The 19526-nt window shown below is 51.5% G+C and carries 17 protein-coding genes; 14 read left to right on the forward strand and 3 right to left on the reverse strand.

What is annotated here, in order from left to right; translation table 11 throughout:
- Positions 1-44: 44 nt before the first annotated feature.
- Both cysW and BN6628_RS02625 read left to right on the forward strand, forming a co-directional pair.
- Positions 45-905 carry a sulfate ABC transporter permease subunit CysW gene (cysW, locus tag BN6628_RS02620; RefSeq protein ID WP_068613839.1) on the forward strand — a complete coding sequence of 287 codons (861 nt, stop codon included), beginning with the start codon at positions 45-47 and terminating at the stop codon, positions 903-905.
- A 255-nt stretch (positions 906-1160) separates the two neighbouring features.
- Positions 1161-1388 (forward strand): YezD family protein, encoded by a 228-nt coding sequence (locus BN6628_RS02625; RefSeq protein WP_068613841.1) that lies wholly within the window; start codon positions 1161-1163, stop codon positions 1386-1388.
- 612 nt (positions 1389-2000) lie between these two features.
- Here the strand turns inward: BN6628_RS02625 and BN6628_RS02630 are convergent.
- Entirely contained in the window at positions 2001-2951 is a 951-nt protein-coding gene (locus BN6628_RS02630) for a hypothetical protein (RefSeq protein WP_068613844.1), read from the reverse strand.
- Positions 2952-3149: 198 nt separating this feature from the next.
- Between BN6628_RS02630 and BN6628_RS02635 the strand changes: the two genes are divergently transcribed.
- The 8 genes from BN6628_RS02635 (at position 3150) to BN6628_RS02670 (ending at position 11345) form a co-directional block, all read left to right on the forward strand.
- Positions 3150-3860 (forward strand): DUF421 domain-containing protein, encoded by a 711-nt coding sequence (locus tag BN6628_RS02635; protein WP_089153526.1) that lies wholly within the window; start codon positions 3150-3152, stop codon positions 3858-3860.
- A gap of 27 nt (positions 3861-3887) precedes the next feature.
- Positions 3888-4313, forward strand: coding sequence for a GNAT family N-acetyltransferase (locus tag BN6628_RS02640; protein WP_068621889.1), 426 nt, complete (start codon positions 3888-3890; stop codon positions 4311-4313).
- Positions 4314-4370: 57 nt separating this feature from the next.
- Complete coding sequence (locus BN6628_RS02645) at positions 4371-5204, forward strand: sulfite exporter TauE/SafE family protein (protein ID WP_082926762.1); 834 nt, start codon at positions 4371-4373, stop codon at positions 5202-5204.
- Position 5205: 1 nt separating this feature from the next.
- Positions 5206-5592, forward strand: coding sequence for a DUF1634 domain-containing protein (locus BN6628_RS02650; RefSeq protein WP_068613851.1), 387 nt, complete (start codon positions 5206-5208; stop codon positions 5590-5592).
- 555 nt (positions 5593-6147) lie between these two features.
- Complete coding sequence (locus tag BN6628_RS02655; protein ID WP_068613854.1) at positions 6148-6792, forward strand: NAD(P)-dependent oxidoreductase; 645 nt, start codon at positions 6148-6150, stop codon at positions 6790-6792.
- 242 nt (positions 6793-7034) lie between these two features.
- Positions 7035-7904, forward strand: coding sequence for an AraC family transcriptional regulator (locus BN6628_RS02660; RefSeq protein WP_068613857.1), 870 nt, complete (start codon positions 7035-7037; stop codon positions 7902-7904).
- A 398-nt stretch (positions 7905-8302) separates the two neighbouring features.
- Complete coding sequence (locus tag BN6628_RS02665; RefSeq protein WP_235847559.1) at positions 8303-9220, forward strand: GNAT family N-acetyltransferase; 918 nt, start codon at positions 8303-8305, stop codon at positions 9218-9220.
- Positions 9221-9692: 472 nt separating this feature from the next.
- On the forward strand, positions 9693-11345 hold the full coding sequence (locus BN6628_RS02670; protein WP_068613860.1) for a bifunctional ADP-dependent NAD(P)H-hydrate dehydratase/NAD(P)H-hydrate epimerase: 1653 nt from the start codon (positions 9693-9695) through the stop codon (positions 11343-11345).
- A 1106-nt stretch (positions 11346-12451) separates the two neighbouring features.
- On the opposite strand, the gene BN6628_RS02675 is transcribed toward BN6628_RS02670, so the two are convergent.
- The gene (locus BN6628_RS02675; protein WP_187386103.1) at positions 12452-13354 is read right to left on the reverse strand and encodes an SDR family oxidoreductase; all 903 of its coding nucleotides are present in this window, start codon (positions 13352-13354) and stop codon (positions 12452-12454) included.
- A gap of 214 nt (positions 13355-13568) precedes the next feature.
- On the opposite strand from BN6628_RS02675, the gene ssuE reads away from it, so the two are divergent.
- The 4 genes from ssuE (at position 13569) to BN6628_RS02695 (ending at position 17472) form a co-directional block, all read left to right on the forward strand.
- Positions 13569-14135, forward strand: a complete 567-nt coding sequence (ssuE, locus tag BN6628_RS02680) for an NADPH-dependent FMN reductase (RefSeq protein ID WP_068613861.1) — start codon at positions 13569-13571, stop codon at positions 14133-14135.
- A gap of 472 nt (positions 14136-14607) precedes the next feature.
- Entirely contained in the window at positions 14608-15195 is a 588-nt protein-coding gene (locus BN6628_RS02685; RefSeq protein WP_068613864.1) for a TetR/AcrR family transcriptional regulator, read from the forward strand.
- A gap of 171 nt (positions 15196-15366) precedes the next feature.
- Positions 15367-16773 (forward strand): MFS transporter, encoded by a 1407-nt coding sequence (locus BN6628_RS02690; protein WP_068613865.1) that lies wholly within the window; start codon positions 15367-15369, stop codon positions 16771-16773.
- 96 nt (positions 16774-16869) lie between these two features.
- Complete coding sequence (locus BN6628_RS02695) at positions 16870-17472, forward strand: P-loop nucleotide/nucleoside kinase family protein (RefSeq protein ID WP_068613869.1); 603 nt, start codon at positions 16870-16872, stop codon at positions 17470-17472.
- Positions 17473-17773: 301 nt separating this feature from the next.
- On the opposite strand, the gene BN6628_RS02700 is transcribed toward BN6628_RS02695, so the two are convergent.
- Positions 17774-18805 carry a ribonucleotide-diphosphate reductase subunit beta gene (locus tag BN6628_RS02700; RefSeq protein WP_068613872.1) on the reverse strand — a complete coding sequence of 344 codons (1032 nt, stop codon included), beginning with the start codon at positions 18803-18805 and terminating at the stop codon, positions 17774-17776.
- Between the last annotated feature and the right edge of the window lie 721 nt (positions 18806-19526).

Raw genomic sequence — 19526 nt, forward strand, 5'->3', positions numbered from 1 at the left:
CATACACTTTCGAATGAACATATCTGATAAAGGAGGAAGGTAATATGGCCGGTTCTGTACCTATGAGTCCCGCAGGCAGTACCCAAGTAAGAACCCGGTCTCTGAAGGAGACAGGCTGGGTAAAGTGGACGTTAATCGCTCTCGCTTCTCTGGTCCTTCTGTGGCTGATCGTTCTTCCCCTCATTGTTGTCCTGGCAGAAGCTTTGAAAAAGGGCTGGGATGTGTATCTGGCGGCGATTGTGGACCCGGATGCGCTGTCTGCTCTAAGGTTGACCTTACTCGTTGCCGTGATTACTGTGCCTTTAAATACAATTTTTGGTGTGGCTGCCGCATGGGCCATTACCAAGTTCCGCTTCCGCGGCAAGCAGTTGCTGATTACCTTGATTGACCTGCCCTTTGCGGTATCTCCGGTTATTGGAGGGTTAATCTATGTGCTTGTATACGGGGAACATGGATGGCTTGGCGGATGGCTGGATAAGAACAATATCGAAGTGATCTTCGCTCTGCCGGGGATCGTGCTGGCCACGCTGTTCATTACCTTCCCGTTTGTTGCCCGAGAGCTCATTCCGCTCATGGAGGATCAGGGGCAGCATGAGGAAGAGGCGGCAGTGACACTCGGTGCCAAGGGATGGCGCGTATTCTGGAAGATTACGCTGCCTAATATCAAGTGGGGACTTCTCTATGGAATTATTCTGTGTAATGCGAGGGCGATGGGCGAATTCGGTGCGGTATCGGTCGTATCGGGACATATTCGCGGAGAGACAAACACCCTGCCGCTGCATGTGGAAATTTTGTATAACGAGTACCAGTTCTCGGCATCTTTTGCCGTAGCTTCGCTGCTGCTGATTCTGGCCTTGGTGACTTTGGTGTTAAAAGGCTGGTTCACACGCAAGAACGCACACTGATAGAATCAAGCGGTGATTGATATATAAAACGAACTTTAAAAATTAACCCCTCTCAGCTTCGATCCCGAGTGATTCTGTAGAAGCGGAGCGTCCGCCTTTGTCTCCGAAATGCCTCACTGGCTACCTTAGTTCAAGCATTTCGGAGACAACAGCGGCCTTAAAGAACACTCGGCATTGCAGCGCCCCATAAGGGTAACCTTTATTAGTTCATTTTATATTGAGAGAAAATTTATCGGGATTAAGGAGGCGCAGGCCATGGCTAAACCATTAAAAGTCGACGATGTGTGGCTGAACCGGATTGCCGATTTGCTAAGCGACATGGAGTTTGGGTCCCTGAATATCGTGGTTCACGAGGGACAGATTGTACAGGTGGAACGCACGGAACGTAAGCGGTATGAGTCGAGTGCCTCCTCTGGAGCGAAGGCTTCGGCAGGAGCTAAAGCTTCCAACAGAGCTTTGCGCGAGTCCGGTCCCGGTAGATAGATAAGCCGTATGAGGGACTAATTAGAAATCTATATAAAATGAACTTTAGAATTCACCGGTCTCAGCTTCGATCCCGAGTGATGCTGAAGAAGCGGGGCGTCTGCCTTTGTCTCCGAAATGCCCCTACTTGGATATCTAGTTCAAGCATTTCGGAGACAACAGGGGCCTTAAAGAACACTCGGCATCGCAGTGCCCCTAAAGGGTAAACTTCATAAGTTCATTTTATATAGCGAGCGATGGGTTCCTGATATGCGCAGATATGAATAAAGGGAAATGAAAAGCCCCGCAAGCTTCGAAGAGCCTGATTAGTATCAGGCCCCGGAGCTGCGGGGCTTTTATGTGTTCTGACAAGTTAACTATATAAAATGAGCTTTAGAATTCACCGATCTCAGCGAAGAGGACGAATGGTTCTGAAGAAGCGGAGCGTCCGCCTTTGTTTCCGAAATGCCCCTACTTGGATATTTATTTCGAGGATTTCGGAGACAAGCGTGGTCGTAAGAACACTCGGCATTGTAGCACCCGGGAAGGTAACCTTCATAAGTTCATTTTATATAACAATCCAACAATTAAGCGCCACGCTGCGCAAAGATATTATAACAACTATGGCATGCCTCAGTTCCTCCCGGTAGGCTCTTCGCTGGAAGAATCAGCCGTGCCCGGTTCGGTCAGCCCCTCATCTGCGGCCCCGACTGAGCCGCCCGAAAGATGGGCTTGTACTACATCATCGTCATAATGGCCGGCGAAGGGCCTGGCTTTGCGGGGCTTCTTGCCGGTGAGGCTGAAGCCGAGCCCGAAGAGCATCAGCTGTACAGCAAGCACGTACAGCGCGGTCTCCAGGCCTGCGAGATGAATCAGCGCCAGCAGGGCGATGAGGATGGAGAGCAGGCGCAGAAGAGCGCCGCCCGGCTCGGGGCGGCGGCTGCCCAGCAGCACGGGGCCAAGCAGCAGCAGCGAGAACAGGATGGAGGCGAAGCGGGCCCAGATGGCCGTGCGCAGCCATCCAGCCTCGCTGCTGCCGTCCGCGGGCGCGCTGCCGAGTGCCTGAAGCAGCCAGGCGGTCAGCAGGACCGCCGCGGCTGCGAAGGCGAAGGGCAGCATCGCCCGAAGCTGCAGCCACAGCGAGAGGCCCCAGCCGGGCTGCTCGGTGCGGGCCAGCAGCCTGGCGCGCTCGTCCATTAGCCGGGCGGCTTCGCGATCGAGCGCCCGGTGCAGCAGGAGCAGACGGGCCTCGTCCCCGTCTGCCAGGTAAGCGCTGATCTGGGCCTGCAGATCAGCGGTCAGGTAGGGCGCAGCCTTGCAGGCCTGCAGGCGGTCCTGAAGCTGTGCCCGCGCTTCCTCGGACAGGCCGCGTCCGCGCTGCTCCGCGGCCCGCTGCAGAGGACTGAGCGCGGCGGCGCTGAGCTCCAGGCTGTGCCGGAGCCTTTCCAGCCGGGCTTGTTCCATGCGCCAGGTCCGGTGGCGGAACGCGGAATAGAGTGCTATGTAAATAACGACGGTCAAGGCGGACAGATAAGGCCCTGTGGGGTGCCCGGTCACCCATGACCAGACTTGCGTAAGAGACACCAGAGGATCACTCCTTCAACCGGTATAGGGGACATGTTGCCATCGTCCCTCCCATACCCTATTTCTCTACCTCCACTATTGCACAAGACCGGCACATAATACAAGCGGTTCCGCATGTCTCCGTGGGTATATATATAGCAAGTACCTTGGGCAAAAAGTACACCCGGCATTCAAATAGGCTATAATGGAGGAGATCTTGTGGGTATTGAGCATATTACTTTGAAGCTTGTGATCGGTTTTATCGGACTTTGGGCCATGACACGGATTCTGGGCAAGAAAGAGATTTCCCAGCTAACCCCGTTTGATTTTGTTTCTTCGCTTATGCTGAGCGAGCTTGTAGGTAATACCGTTTACCAAGAGGATGTGAAATTCTCTTACCTGCTGTATGCGCTGGCACTGTGGGCCGTGCTTTCCTTTGCCTTTGAAAAAATCACCCAGATCTTCAAGCGGGGCCGCGGGTTTCTGGATGGCAAAGCCTCCATATTGATCCGCCACGGCGAGGTTGATTTGAAGGAGCTGCGCAAGAACAAGCTGGATTTCGACCAGCTGCGAATGCTGCTGCGCCAGCAGAATGTCTTTTTCATGCGTGAAGTGGCTTATGCTATCTTTGAAGCCAACGGTACGCTTAGTGTAATGAAGAAGTCCGACTATGAGCAGGTGACTCGCCAGGATTTGAAGCTGCCCGAGCAGGATGCCTTCTTCTCTTATTGTCTGATCGAGGACGGGGAAGTGGATAAGGAAGGGCTGAAGCTGTTGAAGAAGGACGAAGACTGGCTGCGGGCTGAGCTTCAGCAATGCGGTTATAACAATTTTGACGAGATTGCTTATGCCGAATGGACCCCGGATGAAGGTCTGTATGTGCTCGAGCACCGGTCCAAATCATTTAAGCTTCCGAATGAAGTTAGTTAATGGGAAAGGAGTGAACCGGCATTGAACATGAACTTGAGCTTATCAGAGCTGGAGGTTCGCGAACAGCCGCCCGGGGTGGAAGAGTATCTCGCACTCCGGGTTAGCTGCGGGTTGAGTCCGCGGAGTGAGGAGGGGGCCGCCATCGGCCTTGCGAACTCTTATTTTGCGGTCACGGTCTATGCGGAGGGCGAGCTGATCGGGATGGGAAGAATCATCGGTGACGGAGGCTGTCATATGCAGATTGTAGACGTTGCGGTGAGACCTGACTACCAGGGTAAGGGCATTGGTAAAATGATCTTTGCACGCCTGGTGGACCACCTGAATCAGTCAGCTCCAGACAAAACGTATGTGAGTCTGATCGCCGATGTCCCGGCCGATCAGCTTTACCGGCAGTTTGGCTTCGCTTATACCCAGCCGGAAGGCCAAGGCATGTACCTCAGGATCCGGCCCTAGCTTGCCCAGTTTAAAGGCTTGGACCGCAATGCTATTACATACAAAGGAGCTGCGGAATTGACAAGTACAGTAATCGAGATCTTTTTTATTGCTATTCTGGCGGGAGTCGTAGGCTCCATTCTGGGACTTGGCGGCGGAATCGTGGTCACTCCGGCCTTGACCCTGCTGTTCGGCGTGGACATTAACCATGCGATTGGAGCCAGTATTATTTCTGTTATCGCCACCTCCAGCGGTTCGGCGGTTGCTTATATCCGGGACCGTATCACCAACCTGAGAGTGGGGATGTTTCTTGAAATCGCTACTACGGTAGGGGCGATTACCGGGGCGTTCCTTGGAGCTATCGTCGCTCCCAAATTTCTTTACGTCATCTTTGCTGTTCTTCTGCTCTATTCGGCTTATGCCATGATTAAGAAGGGCAAGCAGGAGGTTCCCCAGAATGTCCCTCTGCATCCGGTAGCCAGGAAGCTGGGGCTTCAAGGGGAATACTACGACAAAGCTATGGGTACAACTGTGGCTTATAACGTGGATAAGGTGCCGCAGGGCTTCAGCGTCATGTACGGTGCAGGGGTCATCTCAGGGCTTCTGGGAATCGGCAGCGGCAGTTTTAAAGTTATGGCGATGGATGTCTTTATGAAAATGCCTCTGAAAGTATCCACCGCAACCAGCAACTTTATGATGGGGGTTACGGCAGCGGCAAGTGCGGGAATCTACCTGCTGCGAGGCGATATTAATCCTGTAATCTCTGCGCCGGTGGCTCTTGGCGTCCTGATTGGAGCTACCATCGGTTCAAGGCTGATGCAGCGGATGAAGAGCAAGACGATCCGCAAGCTGTTTATCCCGGTTATGATCTATGTGGCCGGGCAAATGTTATATCAAGGCTGGAGGGGTTAACATGACGGTTGAGCATCCACATCACGAAGAGACGCCCAGCCGGATTGCCGATGTAGAGCTGGCGATAAGCAAAATCTTGAGAATCGGCGTGGTTGTGGCCGCGGCGGTTATCATTATCGGGCTGGTGAAGCTGCTGGTCACTGGGGTCAGCGGATACCCGGATGATACTTATCCGCTCGGCTTCGCCGCAATCTGGGAGGGGCTGCTTGAGCTTAAGTCGGTGGCGATTATAGAGACAGGACTGCTGCTTCTGATTATGACACCGGTTCTGCGGGTATTCGTCTCTTTGTTTGTCTTTTGGCAGGAGAAGGATTACCGGTTCGTGGCGATTACAGCCACCGTATTTATTATTCTTATTCTCAGCTTTATGCTGGGGAAGGCGGGCTAGATTTAGACCTCACACCGTATGCGAAAAGCAACGCCCATGGTGTTGCGCTGTATGACGGACGACAGAGATCCAAGCTGTAGGAAAGTAAGTAAACGACTATATAAAATGAACTTTAGAATGTACCGATCTCAGCGGAGAGATGAGTGATTCTAAAGAAGCGGAGCGTCCGCCTTTGTCACCAAAATGCCCAACTGGATAGCTAGTTCATGGATTTCGGGGACAACAGGGGTCTCGTTAGAACACTCGGCATCACAGCGCCCTAAAACGGTAACCTTCATAAGTTCATTTTATATAGATGCACTGTGACAGCTGTGAACCTGGGAGGCAACTGGCACAAGCGGAGAATGGCTCGAAGTCTAATATTAATCATGTAAATGATTAAGAACATGATCCTTCTTCAAGTGGAGAGGGATCTTCTTATTTTGGGGAAAATAAATGGAATGCGTTTTGGATTCACTCTGGGGGATAATTATAATAGAAGGACTCTGCGCATGGGTCTGGCCGTGAATAGTGCAGAAATTCACCTGTAAGAATATAGAGAAGGAGAGATTACATATGCTTAAGATCGCTTTGTTTGGAGCTACGGGAACGATTGGCAAAAGCATTCTGGAGGAGGCGCTCCGCAGAGGTTATGAGGTAACCGCGGTGCTGAGGGATATATCTAAGCTGGAGAAGCTGTCCAAGCAGCATGAGAAGCTGCAGCTCAAGACCGGGGATATTCTGGTTCCCGATTCTGTGACGGAAGCGGCGGCGGGCAAGGATGTGGTAATCAGCGCGTTCGGTCCTAAATTCGGGGAGGAAGATGAACTGTCCGAAGTCGCGCGGACCCTGGTTGAAGGAGTAAGACGCGGGGGCGCCGGGCGGCTGATTGTTGTGGGCGGGGCAGGAAGCCTTGAGGTGGAGCCAGGAGTCATGCTCATGGATACGCCCGCTTTCCCGGAGGAATGGCGTCCAATTGCCAGAGCTCACGCTGAAGCCTATGAAATCTACCGGAATTCAGATATTGACTGGACTTATTTCAGTCCGGCGGCAGTTATTGAACCCGGTGAACGCACAGGCAACTTCCGGATTGGAACGAATCAGCTCGTTACCGATGAGCTGGATAACAGCCGTATCTCGGTAGAGGATTACGCGGTTGCCTTGCTGGATGAGGCGGATGAGGGACATTTCATAAGAAGCCGGTTCACCGTAGGATATTGAATCTGAGGTAGGCTGCTGCCGATAACAGTGGAATTTAAAATATAGAAACGGGCCCCGGGACTAGCTCCCGGGCCTTTTTAGTTTGCCATATCGGCAGCCGGAGGCGCTCATATTTCACTTGGAAAGGGTATGGTACACTCAAAGAGACAAGAACTACAGGCGGCTTGCAATTTTGTGCAAGAACTGCACGGCTTGGATGAACCGCTTCCGTTATATTGAGAGTGAAAGGGGTCTTACGGCAGATGAGCTGGATTTCGAGAATGAACGAGGCTATTGATTATATTGAGTGTCATTTGATGGACGAGGTGGACTACGCGGAAGCGGCCAGGGTGGCCTGCTGTTCCGTGTATCATTTTCAGAGAATGTTCTCTTTCATTGCGGAGGTCCCGCTCGGAGAATATGTCCGTCGCCGTCGCCTGACTCTGGCGGCATTTGAACTCCAGCATCAGGATATCAAGATCGTCGATCTCGCTTTGAAGTATGGGTATGATTCCCCGGAAGCTTTCACGCGCGCGTTTAGCAGCCTTCACGGGGTTACACCTACAGCGGCGAGAAAGGTGGGGACAACGCTGAAGGCTTATCCCAAGATTGCCTTTCACATTTCGATAAAAGGGGCTGTGGAAATGAATTACCGGATGGTTGAACTTAAACCGTTTCGTATTGTTGGGATTTCTGAGCGGGTAAATACGGAGAATGCATTTAGTATCATTCCTCAAATATGGGACAATGCCCGGAGCCAAGGAGTGTTCGAAGAACTGTGGAACATCCGTCAAGAGGGTCATGAGGTCGGAGGCATTCTTGGCATATGCGCGAACGGGGAATTCGGGGAGAATGAAGAATTTGATTATATTCTGGCAATTACGTCTGAACATGAGCCAAGGGAAGGCATGGTCAAGTTCGAGTATCCTGCAAGCACCTGGGCGGTGTTCGATGCGCCGGGTCATCCGGGAGGGATTCAGGAAATATGGAAACGCCTATATACGGAATGGGTGCCTTCCTCCAGCTACGATCTGGCCTACTTGCCAGCTATTGAGAACTACCTGCCGCCTGAGGAAGGACGTAATGAGCTTTGGGTTCCGGTGGTGGCTAAGAAGGAAGCAACGAGGGACTAACGAAAATTCAGCCTGGCAGTCAATCGGTTATTCCATCAAATAAAATGGCCGAACTGCTCAACTCAGTTAAAAGAGGAGGGCTTACGATCAAAGCTTCTAAGGAAACGATTCTACAGAGCAAATCAGATGGCCAGCTCCTCAAACCCAACAAACCAACCGGGCAACCAGCCTGGTAAACCACCAGCTAATAAACCAATGAGCAGACAAACCGGTTGTACCAGAAGCATTGGGATCATAAGCCAATAAGCCAATAAACTTTCTACCAATAAACCGATCGTATTAAAAACACCGAGATAAAAGGCTAATCCGTGCTACAAATCAGCTATAGCAAATTGTTCCCCTGTCACTGGGCAGCCAGAATGATAGAATCAAATCAAACGAAGATGGGGGACTACAAGATGAGCTGGGAAATTCGCGGGTTTCAAGCTGAAGATATGGGAATGTTGGGTCAACTTTATCACACGGTGACCACACATAGTGATGTTGTCTTTTGGTGGGTTGGGGAGGAGTCTAACTGGGATAATGTGATCTGTGCCATAGAAGATGGTATCATGATTGCCAAGGGACAGGTGGGAATTATTAGTGTGGTTCCTTCGGACTTTGGCGGTGAGAGCAACCACAGCATCTATGTTAATATCAAAACGCTGCCGGACAGGCAGGAGGATTACGTCCTTCTGGATGCAATCTATACAAAATTGTATCAACGTGCCCTTGAGCTAAAAAGCACCCTGCCGCCGGAACATGGGACACATATCTGTGTGGGCAATTATGATGCGGAGACGGCCAATCTGAAGTTTTTTGAGGAGTACAAGGGCTTCGAACCTTTAACCCGGTTGTACTTGATGGGCTGCAACCTTCAGGAGCCTTCTGCTTCTGCCCCGGCTGATCTTGCGGAGGGTTTCGCCTTCTTCTCTTTATCGAAGCTGGAGAATGGTGAGGAAGAAGAGTATCTGCGTGTAGAAAGCGAAATATGGCCGGATGCCCCTCTCCGGGCGGAGAGACTCGTGGAAGTGATGAAGTATCCGCTTTGGACCATGCTGAACGTGCGCCAGCAGGGCGAGCTGGCAGGCAGTGTGATGGTTTGGCAGGACGGGGACAATGGGCGGATAGAGGACGTATTCGTCCGTGAGCCATGGAGACATCAGGGAGTCGCCAGATTTCTGCTGAACCAGGCGGTTCAATATTTAAGGGAACACGGACATGGTTACGCTGAGCTGGATGTCTTAACAATGAATGAGCCAGCCTTGTCCCTGTATGAGTCTGTTGGATTCCGGGTTGTGAAGGAAGAAATCCGGTTGTATCGGGACCTGCTCTAATGGCTTGCCTGTCAGTGAAGTTACAATTAAAATGTGAGAACCTTTATACAATGAAATGACTCCTCAGCATCTAAAGACTAATCTTAGTAGGCACTAGGTGATTTGGAAATAAATTTATAAGATCAGAAAGGCCGATGTTCTCTCGAATAGAGAATCGGTCTTTTTACATTTATGAAGCTTGAAAATTGATTACAGCCGTAGATTAGAAAAGTTTATTATAAACACGAAAGAATATAAAAAGTTTGGTTAATGGCATGTTTAGGGATGCCTGCTAGATAATAAGGGTGACAGGCATCATTTGCCTGCTGCCCCATTTTGCCATGTTATATTCTGTCTTAGACGAATCAAACCCAAAGTTAAATGATGGTGAATTAGCGGGCTTGGTTCTGACGGGTGGGAAGGTTAATATACAAGTAGTGAAGATTATAGACGCTGTGAATCAGCTGTGTTCGAGCGAGAGGGGGAAGAAATTATGCGGATCGTAAACGCGAAACAGATGAGGGAACTGGATGAACGGGCCATTCAGGAGGTGGGCATCCCGGCGTTATCTCTGATGGAGAATGCAGGGAAGGCCATTGCGGATGAAGTGGTCAGGTGGTGTGTTCGGCATAGCTTGGTAAGGGAAGAGGCGGGTTCCCGAATGGAACAACAGGCTTACGGGGAGTGGTCAGCCTTAGTGGGGAATGGGATCGAGGGAGTCGCGAATACCGGGCAAAAGATGACTGAGATGCTTTCCCGGGAGCACTGGCTCATTCTGGTCGGCAAGGGCAACAATGGCGGAGACGGGCTTGTGGCGGCCCGGCACCTCATGAACAGCGGGGTTCGTGCTACCCTGCTGTATGCCTCCCCGCCGGAGCAGCTGACGGGGGAGGCCGAGGTACAGTACAAGATTGCAGAGGCGCTGCGCCTTCCTTCTCTCGTATTTGGTCAAGAACCGATCGATTACAGCCGGTATACCGGGATTGTGGATGCGCTGCTTGGAACAGGCTCTTCAGGGGCACCCAGGGGGAGCTATGCCAAGCTGATTGAAGAGGCTAACGCTTCCGGTCTGCCCATCATCTCCGCGGATATCCCAAGCGGACTGGATGCAGATACGGGCGAGGTTTACGAGCCGTGTGTCCAGGCCCGGATGACGGTGTGCCTGGCCTTTCTGAAGGCCGGGCTGACCCAATATCCGGGCGCCGGAGCAGCGGGCGATGTCATCGTTAGAGACATCGGCATCCCGCGCAGTCTGGCGGCAGATTCTGAGTCGCCAGGTAGTTACCTGCTCACGGAAGAAGTGCTCTCCAGTGAGCTGGGGGTTGACCTCTTGCGGAGGCGTGCCCCGGATGGGCACAAGGGCACCTATGGCCATGTACTGCTTGCCGCCGGCCATGCCCAGATGAGCGGCGCCGGGCTGCTGGCCGCCAAGGCCGCACTGCGGGCTGGCTGCGGGCTGGCCACCTGGGCGCTGCCAGGCGGGGTTGCTCCGCACGTGCTCGGCGCGGTGCCCGAGCTGATGCTGGCCCCTGTCGGCGACGGGGCCGACGGCTGGAGCGCAGCCGCAGCGGAAGAGGTGCTGCGGCTGCTCGAGACGCGCACCGTGCTCGCCGCCGGGCCGGGGCTTGGCCGCTTCAGCGGCGAGCAGGCTTTCCTGCTCGCCCTCTGGGAGCGCGCCCAGCGTCCGTTGGTACTAGACGCTGATGCACTGAACATTCTTGCTGCGGCCGGTGGCCCCGCGGCAATGCCAAGGCGGGATGCGGCGGTGGTTCTTACGCCGCATCCTGGCGAGATGGCGCGCCTGGCGGGCATCTCCACGGCCGAGGTCCAGCGGGACCGGATCGGCCTGGTCCGCAGGTACGCCCTTGAGCACGGGGTGACGCTCGTGCTCAAGGGCGCGCGCACGGTCATCGCGGCTGAAGATGGCCGCGTTTTTGTGAACATCACCGGCACCCCGGGCATGGCCACCGGGGGAGCCGGAGATGTGCTGACCGGCATCATCGCCGGTCTGCTGGCCCAAGGCCTTAGCGCCGTGCAGGCTGCGGCGTTCGGCGCATATCTGCACGGCTTGGCCGGAGAACGGGCCGCCGCCGCGAGAAACCACCCGGCATCGCTGCTCGCCGGGGACATCATCGAGCATCTATAACGGCGGAGGCTGCGGCGCTGTATAACGAAGCACAGACATGGCAACTGAAAGCATGCTATTCACACGCGGTCAGCTCTTAATGATCTAGACCAATGTGTAGCCTATCTTGCCTGTCCTGCCTTCACGTCTCCTGCTGTTGGCCGGGCGTTCGGTTAAACGTTGGCTTGAGGTGAATGGACGGAGTGAGAAGTTCCTAGGTTTTGGAGATAGCCATTTGGTCAACGCTTAATGATCTTGTCCCACGTGTCTTGCCTGTCCTGCCCTCACGTCCCCTGCTGTTGGTTGAGCATTCAGTTAATCATAGACTTGAGGTGAAATGCACGAAGAGAAGATCTCAAGTTGCTGGAGTTAGCAATTCGATTAACTCCCAACGTTCTAGTCCCACGTGTCTTGTCCATTTAACCTTCATGTCTCCTGCTGAGGTGAGCACCCAGATAGTTGCAAGAATAACGCAACCGAGGATGGAAAGGCTTGATGAAGCCTTGCAGATCCCCCGCCCTGCTCTCTCGTTTTGCCTAGCAGTCGCCGCTCCTCAGCACTTTTCTCCACCCCGCAAGATGAACTTATAGGCGGAAGTGGAACTGAATTGTTCCACGGGCAACAATTAATTAATGGTATAAATTATTAATTTGAGAAATTGTCTTATTCATTAAGCCTGCATTCAGATAGAAGAGGAAAGAGGAAGCTTTGCTGCCTTCGATTGTATCCCTTTACTATGGATGCGGGCTGTTTGATGCGCATTCTATACCTACAGGTCCTCCGTTTAGCACCGCATAGAGGTGGGCCAAGCCTGGATTTTACCTTCGAAGCTAAGCCGCAGGCAGGGGCCTGGAGCTTAGCGTTAGGTTGACATGAGGAAGCCAGAAGTATTACCCAGAAGTTTTACATGGAAGACGGATGGCTTAAGAGGGCCGATCTTAGTTTGGCCTTGCTCTTCGAAGGTGAGCCCACCCGGCGGATGCCGTTGGTACAATGTACAGCCTGAGCCATTTACATAAGCGAATCACCCGATCTGTGAGCTTTATGATAGGTTTTTGGTTTTTAACAAGACCCCCGGTCTGTGTGCTTTATATGGGTCTTTAACAAGGAGACAGGATCATCCATGATCAGGTAGTGACCATATCGCCGCCATTGACATGAATAGTCTCGCCGGTTACGTAAGAGGAATCCTGGCTGGCTAAATACACATAGGCCGGGGCGAGCTCATACGGTTGACCGGCCCGCTGCATGGGAGTCTTCGTGCCGAAGGTGGATACCTCCTCCGCAGAGAAGCTGGATGGGATAAGCGGTGTCCAGATCGGACCCGGTGCTACTGCGTTGACCCGAATGCCCTGGTCTACAAGGGATAGGGCCAGGGAACGTGTAAAAGAGACGACTGCTCCCTTGGTAGATGAATAGTCTATAAGCTCCTTTTGCCCCCGATAAGCCGTGATGGAGGCTGTATTAATGATGGCTGCCCCCCTGCGGAGATAAGGCAGTGCCGCCTGCACCAGGAAGAAGAACGGAAAGATATTCGTCTGGAACGTATGGTACAGCTGCTGCTCCGTAATATCCATAATGCTGCTTTGCGGGTACTGCACCCCATGGTTGTTCACAAGGATATCGAGCTGGCCAAAATGCAGGATCGTCCCGTCAATAACCGAGGAGCAGTTGCTCTTAAACCTTAAGTCGGTCTCCATCAGAATACAGCGTCTGCCGAGCTGCTCAATCCGGTTTTTTGTTTCCAGCGCATCAGAGGTTTCGTTCAGATAGGCAATGACAATATCGGCTCCTTCTTTGGCAAAAGCATACGCTACGGCACGTCCAATCCCGCTGTCTCCACCTGTGATTACAGCCACTTTACCGAGCAGCTTGCCGCTGCCGCAGTATTCCGGGATTTCGGAGATGGGTCTTGGGTTCATCAGGCTCTCTAAGCCTGGCTGAACGGGCTGGTGCTGGGGAGGGAAGCTCAGCTTCTGTTCTATGCACACCGTCTTTTTTCCGTAATAGGGATATACGGGGTTTATCATGGTCAAATAATCTCCTCTACAATTCGTTATTCTCTTGCTCATCCATATGCATCTGCCCATCTGAAGGTTCCTTGGAAAAAGGGAACCCAGCAGGTACAATGGGGAGGTGAAAAGTGATTTTATTGACAATCCGGAGAAAGCTTGATAGCATCTGTTTAAATCATAGTTTGTATGTCGGAATTTAAAAAACAGGAAAAGAAAGGAGCATGTTATGATGTTCAAAGTCACGATTATCAACGGAAATCCGTCGTTAACTTCCCGTTTATCGGCAATCATCGGACTGACTGAGGAGATTTTGAAGAAAGAGAACATTGAGGTCCATCACGTCAACGTCGCGGAGCTTCCACCGGAGGATCTGATACATACGAAATTTGAGAGCGAGGCCATCGTTAAAGCCAATGCCCTGGTGGCTCAGGCCGATGCGGTTATTATCGCAAGCCCGGTGTATAAGGCCTCCTATACGGGAGTGCTTAAGACCTTTATTGATTTGATTCCGCAAAAGGGTCTGGCCGGCAAAGTTATCCTGCCCCTGTTCATCGGAGGCAGCCTTGCGCATCTGCTGTCGATCGACTACTCCTTGAAGCCAGTGCTGGCCGCGCTGGGCGCACGCCATATTCTGGGCGGTGTATATGCTGTCGATAACCAGGTGGCCCGCACAGAGGCTGGTGGCTTTGATATTGCTGAGGATTTGCGTATCCGGCTGGAAGATAACGCGGCTGAGCTCATTAAGGAAACCCGTCTCCGCGTGGAGAACAACCAGCTTCCGAAGGGTCTGGCTTAAGCGGATTACAAAGCAAGGTGTTAGGTTCTACTGTTAGGGTAGCTCATAACCAGCGGGCTCTCCGGGAGCCTAAGCTCCCGGGGCGTGGTATGGTGTTGAGGGTATGAGGTCTTGCTGCCCGGTTGCCCGGGGCTTTAGCTCCCAGCACCCACGGTGTGTTGTTTGCGATGAGGTCCACAGCGTACCGTTGCAATATTGGTAGTTTCGTGAAGATACAATGCAGATGTTATACAGCAGAATGTTCTGAGGGATTTAGCAGGTAATGCTCCTGCACGAATTGAAAGGTCCCTGACTTATGTTGAAGTGCATTTCTTAGAATTGATATTGGGAAAAACCTGGTTATTCCAATGAATTCTAGAGAGGTTCTTGAACATATGTAGACAGGGGCTTTTTGACCCTTTACAAATACTTGGAATACGTCTATGATGATGTTAGTAATCACTAACATCTGTTGCTGACCGGAGGAATTTAAATGGACACTAAATCTTGGTCCAGTAGTGACAGACTGCTTCTGGCAGCTATTGATCTGTTCGCGGAAAAAGGCTATAACGGGGTTACCACTAAGGAGATTGCGGCGGCCGCAAATTTAAGCGAGATGACCCTGTTTAGGCAATTTGGCTCCAAACAGAACCTGCTGGAGGCTGCGGTGGACCGTTTTCATTATGGACCAGAGATGAAGACTCTGTTTCAGGAGAAGCTCGTTTGGGACTTGCAGACAGATTTGCTTTTGGTCAGCAGGACCTATCACGAAATTATGAACCGTAATACAAAGCTGATTCAGATTGGGGTAAAGGAATCCGCCCGGATTCCGGGCCTGCACGAGAGGCTGCATCAGCACCCCCGGCAGCTTAAGGAGTTTCTTACGAGATATTTCGAAGGGATGTATGAACGGGGCAAGTTGATTCAGACCTCGCCTGAGCATCTGGCACTTGCGTTTATGTGGATGAACCACGGCGCTTTTCTGGACAGCCGTAGACCGGAACGGTCGCTTAGTACGGCACCGCTGGATGAATTTATTCAGGAGAGTGTACTGGTTTTCGCTAGGGGATTAACCCCCTAGATTTTTTTATCGAATTGATGTTAGTTAGTACTAACTAACAGACAGTTGGAGGTCCCTGCTAGATAAGGAGTTGGAGATTTTGCCCTGAGCCTGGCTGGAACTGTATGGAGAAGCGAATACGCTGCTCTATAGTCTTAGCTTTCCATTTTAAAGCAGAAAGAAGGAGAGAGAATGAATACTGAACTTAAGCACTCAGCGGGAGAAAAGCTGATTCGGATTTTGGCTTTTACTCTGGTTATTTCGGTTATGAATGCCTCAATATTCAATATTGTCCTGCCGGAAATTGCGCGTGATTTCCAGCTGTCCACTGCCCAGGTAAGTTGGGTAACCTCGATCTATATGCTAATGTATGCGATAGGCTCGGTGATTTATGGGAAATTAGCGGATAAATATAAATTTAAAAACCTGCTCACCTTCGGACTGATTGTATTCGCTCTGGGTTCAGCCATAGGATTGACCGCCAATTCGTATATTATGATTCTGCTTGGGCGTTTGTTCCAAGCGGCCGGTTCCTCGGTAATCCCTGCTGCCGCCATGATTATTCCAGTCAGATATTTCCGGCCTGAGGTCAGGGGGCGGGCCTTGGGTATCTCTGCAATTGGAATGGCCATGGGGAATGCAGCTGCCCCTGTCGTCTCCGGTGTGGTGATGAGTGTAGGGGACTGGCGCTGGTTATTCAGCCTGTCATTGCTGACGCTGCTGACACTTCCTTTTTACCGAAAATACTTGGATGATCAAGGTGGAGTGGTGAAGAAGATGGATCTGCTGGGCGGTGGTCTGCTTGCCGGAATGGTGGCCCTGCTGCTGCTTGCGATCACAAATGGGGGATGGATGTTCGGGATTGGAGGATTGATCCTGCTCTTGTTGTTTATTCTGCGGATTGTTAGTGTACCAGAACCCTTCGTGGAGCCCCGCTTGTTCCGGAACAAAAATTATGTATTTGGCTTGTTGATGGTCGTTCTTGTTAATGGTTGTGCGATCTCACTGCCTTTCCTGATTCCGCAGCTCTTCTCTCGGGTTAACCATGTTGATCCGGGAATTATCGGTTTTCTGATGGTGCCGGGTGCAGCAGCTTCAGCCATCTTGGGACTGAAGGGAGGACGACTCGCCGATCAGAGGGGCAACTCCTTTGTAATCTATGTTGCTTTTGGATTGCTCATTCTATGTTATATGCTGTTGTCCTTCACCGCTGGGAGTCTGCCTTGGCTGATTGGGGCTATAATAATATTTGGAAATGTCGGGGTTACATTTATGCAGATTGGCCTGTCGAATACAATTTCCCGCACACTGCCCCCTGAACAGACGGGGGTTGGCATGGGACTGATGTCCATGTTGAATTTTATTACGTTTGCCGCAGTCTCTGCGATTTTAAGCCGCATCCTGGACCAAGGGGCTGCAGGCAGCTGGAATCCGCTCCATCCTTACCCCGGGGCGGCGGTGTTCAGTAATATTTATTTGTCTGCTGCAGGGGTAAGCTTAATCTTAACTGTAATTTACACACTACGTAACAAACAAGCCCGGGGCATGGTCAAGGTGACAGAAGAGAAGCAATTGACTGGACATGGATTGGCTGATTAGTGACCTAGTGACCTTCAGCTTGGGCACCGCGCTACACTTGCTTCCTTCATTGTGTTAAAATGTACAAATGAATATATCAGAACTGGAGGCATAACCATGCAAAAACTGGTTTTCTTTGTAGGTGTAGCAGGTACAGGCAAAACTACGGTGGCCCGCAAGCTGTCCGCACGGATTCAGGCTGCCTTTTTAGATAGAGATACAGTAGGTGGAAGATTTGTGGAGAAGATTCTGGAGATGAATCATCTCGATAAGAATGACCGGGACTCGGAGTTCTACAAAGAGCATCTGCGTGATTTGGAGTATGACACAACCAAAGATATTTGCATTGATAACCTGGCCGCTGGGCAGAGTGTATTCATGATCTCACCGTTCACCTCCGAGCTGAAGAACAAGGCCTGGATTGAGGAAGTGCTGTCAGCTGCCGGACTCAGCCTGGATCAAGTGGATGTTAAGGTGGTTGTGGTGACACTCAGCGATATGGATGTGCAGAAAGAACGGATTATCGAAAGAGCCACGGAGCGCGACACATGGAAGCTTAACCATTGGGATAATTTCAAGAAACGTGTGGAGTTTGTGCCTGAAGTGAACTGGAACATTCCAGCCTCGTCTATCCTGGTGTTTGACAACAGTGGCGACCTGACCGATGAGAAGGTTGAAGGGCTGTACCAATTCATCACTGCCGACCCTAAACAGGACTAGATAGCTCTAATCTCTAGCCTCTGGCTTTTGTACAATAGATTTATTTACAAAAGGCTATGTGCAAAAGATATACTTCACATAGGTACAAAACAGTAGAGATTATAACGGTAGGTTCTATAACAGAAAGGTTATAAACAAGGGCATACAAAAACTGCATGCACAAAGTACACAAAATGCATACAAAAATTGCATAAACAAAGTCATGCACAAAATTGCATAAACAAAAAAGGCGTACAGCTCTTGCAAGCTGCACGCCTTTTTCTTTATCTATTCAGATCTGTTCAGGAGTTCATACTCCTTCTTACAGATCGTCAAATCCGTTGTCGTCACCAACTTTACCGTAGTTACGGGACTTGGCTTCGAAGAAGTCCGTCTTGGTTGCATTGAGAGCCTCATCGGAGAAAGGCTTGATCCAAGGCATGCAGTTCACATCCACACCTTGATAAGCTTTTTCCAGACCCATTAGGGTCAGGCGTTTATTGGCGATGTATTTGATGTAATCAGACAGCTCGTTCAGATCGATGCCTTTTACTTCTTTGAGGGTGTAATGCGCCCAGTTGGTCTCAAGCTCAACCGCACGGTTGATAGTACGGTATGCGTAGTCGATGTTCTCCTTCGTATTCAGCTCTGGATAGTCCGCAAGCAGCTGCTTGAACACCTCGGCGAAGAAATAGCAGTGCTGGTTCTCGTCCCGCTGGATGTAAGAGATCATCTGGCTTGTGCCCATCATCTTCTGGTCGCGTGCCAGGTTGTAGAAGAAGGCAAAGGTGCTGTAGAAGAAAATACCTTCCAGGATCAGGTCGGCTACCAGGGCTTCGAAGAATGTCTGCGGCGTAGCGTTGTCACGGAAGTTCTGGTAGATGTCCGAGATGAACTTGTTGCGCTCAAGAAGTACCGGATCATGCTTCCAATATTCAAAAATTTCCTTCTGCTCCTGCTCGGATACGATAGAGGACAGCACGTAGGAGTAAGATTGGTTGTGCACAACCTCCTGTTGGCCGATAATCGCGGAGATCGCCTCCAGCGAGGAGTCAGTGAAATAGCGCTTCACGTCGCCCACAAACATGGTCTGCATGGAATCCAGCACAGCCAGCAGAGAGATGTTAATCTTGAACGTGCGCTGTTCTTCACTATCGAGGCGTGCGAACTGCTGCGCATCTTTGGACATCGGGATCTCATCTGCAATCCAGTGGTTGAGAAGAAGAACCTTATACAGCTTATACATATGCGGCATCCGGATATCGTTCCAGTTCAGGATACCCGAGCATTCTCCGCCAATAATGCGCGTAGATTTGTTAGGTGCCTCTGTATTAAAAATTGTTTGTAATTGCATTACAATCATCTCCTTAAAATATTGCGTTCAGCCAGCGAGATAGTGCTTTGGTGCGAGGAGGGGCTCCTTAGCAGCTTGCCACTTTGTGCGTGGTAGACGCTCCGAGAGCGCAACGATCCTCCGATCGCTGTTATCTCCAAGTTTCCTGATTGGAACCGCCGTTGCGGTAGAAACTCGGAGATAAAGGCGACCGCTGTCGCTTCTCCGGATTCGTTCCGCTCACTCCGCTCCCGCTACAGCCAAACCAACAAGATCATTTCAAGCTCTTGCCTCGCACAAGCCCAAGCGAATCCCGAAGGGAGAGCGTCTCGCAGCACGTCGTCTCAAGCTAAGCACAAAAGCAACTCCCAGGCCGCCCTGCACCAAGCCCAAGCGTATCCCGAAGGGAGAGCGCCTCGCAGCCACGTCGTAAAGTAAACCCGCCCGCATTCACACCAACATCCAGCCGCAGGAGCTCTTAAGTAGAGCGTGCCCCGCAGGGGCGACAAGCGGCTCCTAGCACGAATCTCACCCGGGTCATAAAAGCCCGGCTCCCAAGCGATTGAAACAGGTAACTAGACACATCCAATCCGAAAGCGGGTCCCGATAGGGACGGCAAGCGATCCAAGCACGAAGCCTCACACAACCGTCTCTCAAACTCTCACGTTCCCCACTCGGGTGTCCAGAGGGCGAAGCCCTTGGGGCCCTCCCTTAGGAAGGGAGGGTTTGGGTGGGTTGGAAA

The sequence above is a fragment of the Paenibacillus tuaregi genome (genome assembly GCF_900086655.1).
In the GTDB taxonomy this organism is placed as follows: domain Bacteria; phylum Bacillota; class Bacilli; order Paenibacillales; family Paenibacillaceae; genus Fontibacillus; species Fontibacillus tuaregi.

Excerpts from the sequence above, each read along its gene's own strand:
- BN6628_RS02700 (WP_068613872.1), bottom strand. The coding sequence starts at position 18,805 with ATGCAATTACAAACAATTTTTAATACAGAGGCACCTAACAAATCTACG.
- BN6628_RS02685 (WP_068613864.1), top strand. The coding sequence starts at position 14,608 with ATGGACACTAAATCTTGGTCCAGTAGTGACAGACTGCTTCTGGCAGCT.
- BN6628_RS02670 (WP_068613860.1), top strand. The coding sequence starts at position 9,693 with ATGCGGATCGTAAACGCGAAACAGATGAGGGAACTGGATGAACGGGCC.
- BN6628_RS02695 (WP_068613869.1), top strand. The coding sequence starts at position 16,870 with ATGCAAAAACTGGTTTTCTTTGTAGGTGTAGCAGGTACAGGCAAAACT.
- BN6628_RS02665 (WP_235847559.1), top strand. The coding sequence starts at position 8,303 with ATGAGCTGGGAAATTCGCGGGTTTCAAGCTGAAGATATGGGAATGTTG.
- BN6628_RS02650 (WP_068613851.1), top strand. The coding sequence starts at position 5,206 with ATGACGGTTGAGCATCCACATCACGAAGAGACGCCCAGCCGGATTGCC.
- BN6628_RS02640 (WP_068621889.1), top strand. The coding sequence starts at position 3,888 with ATGAACTTGAGCTTATCAGAGCTGGAGGTTCGCGAACAGCCGCCCGGG.
- ssuE (WP_068613861.1), top strand. The coding sequence starts at position 13,569 with ATGTTCAAAGTCACGATTATCAACGGAAATCCGTCGTTAACTTCCCGT.
- BN6628_RS02675 (WP_187386103.1), bottom strand. The coding sequence starts at position 13,354 with ATGATAAACCCCGTATATCCCTATTACGGAAAAAAGACGGTGTGCATA.
- BN6628_RS02660 (WP_068613857.1), top strand. The coding sequence starts at position 7,035 with ATGAGCTGGATTTCGAGAATGAACGAGGCTATTGATTATATTGAGTGT.
- BN6628_RS02655 (WP_068613854.1), top strand. The coding sequence starts at position 6,148 with ATGCTTAAGATCGCTTTGTTTGGAGCTACGGGAACGATTGGCAAAAGC.
- BN6628_RS02625 (WP_068613841.1), top strand. The coding sequence starts at position 1,161 with ATGGCTAAACCATTAAAAGTCGACGATGTGTGGCTGAACCGGATTGCC.
- cysW (WP_068613839.1), top strand. The coding sequence starts at position 45 with ATGGCCGGTTCTGTACCTATGAGTCCCGCAGGCAGTACCCAAGTAAGA.
- BN6628_RS02690 (WP_068613865.1), top strand. The coding sequence starts at position 15,367 with ATGAATACTGAACTTAAGCACTCAGCGGGAGAAAAGCTGATTCGGATT.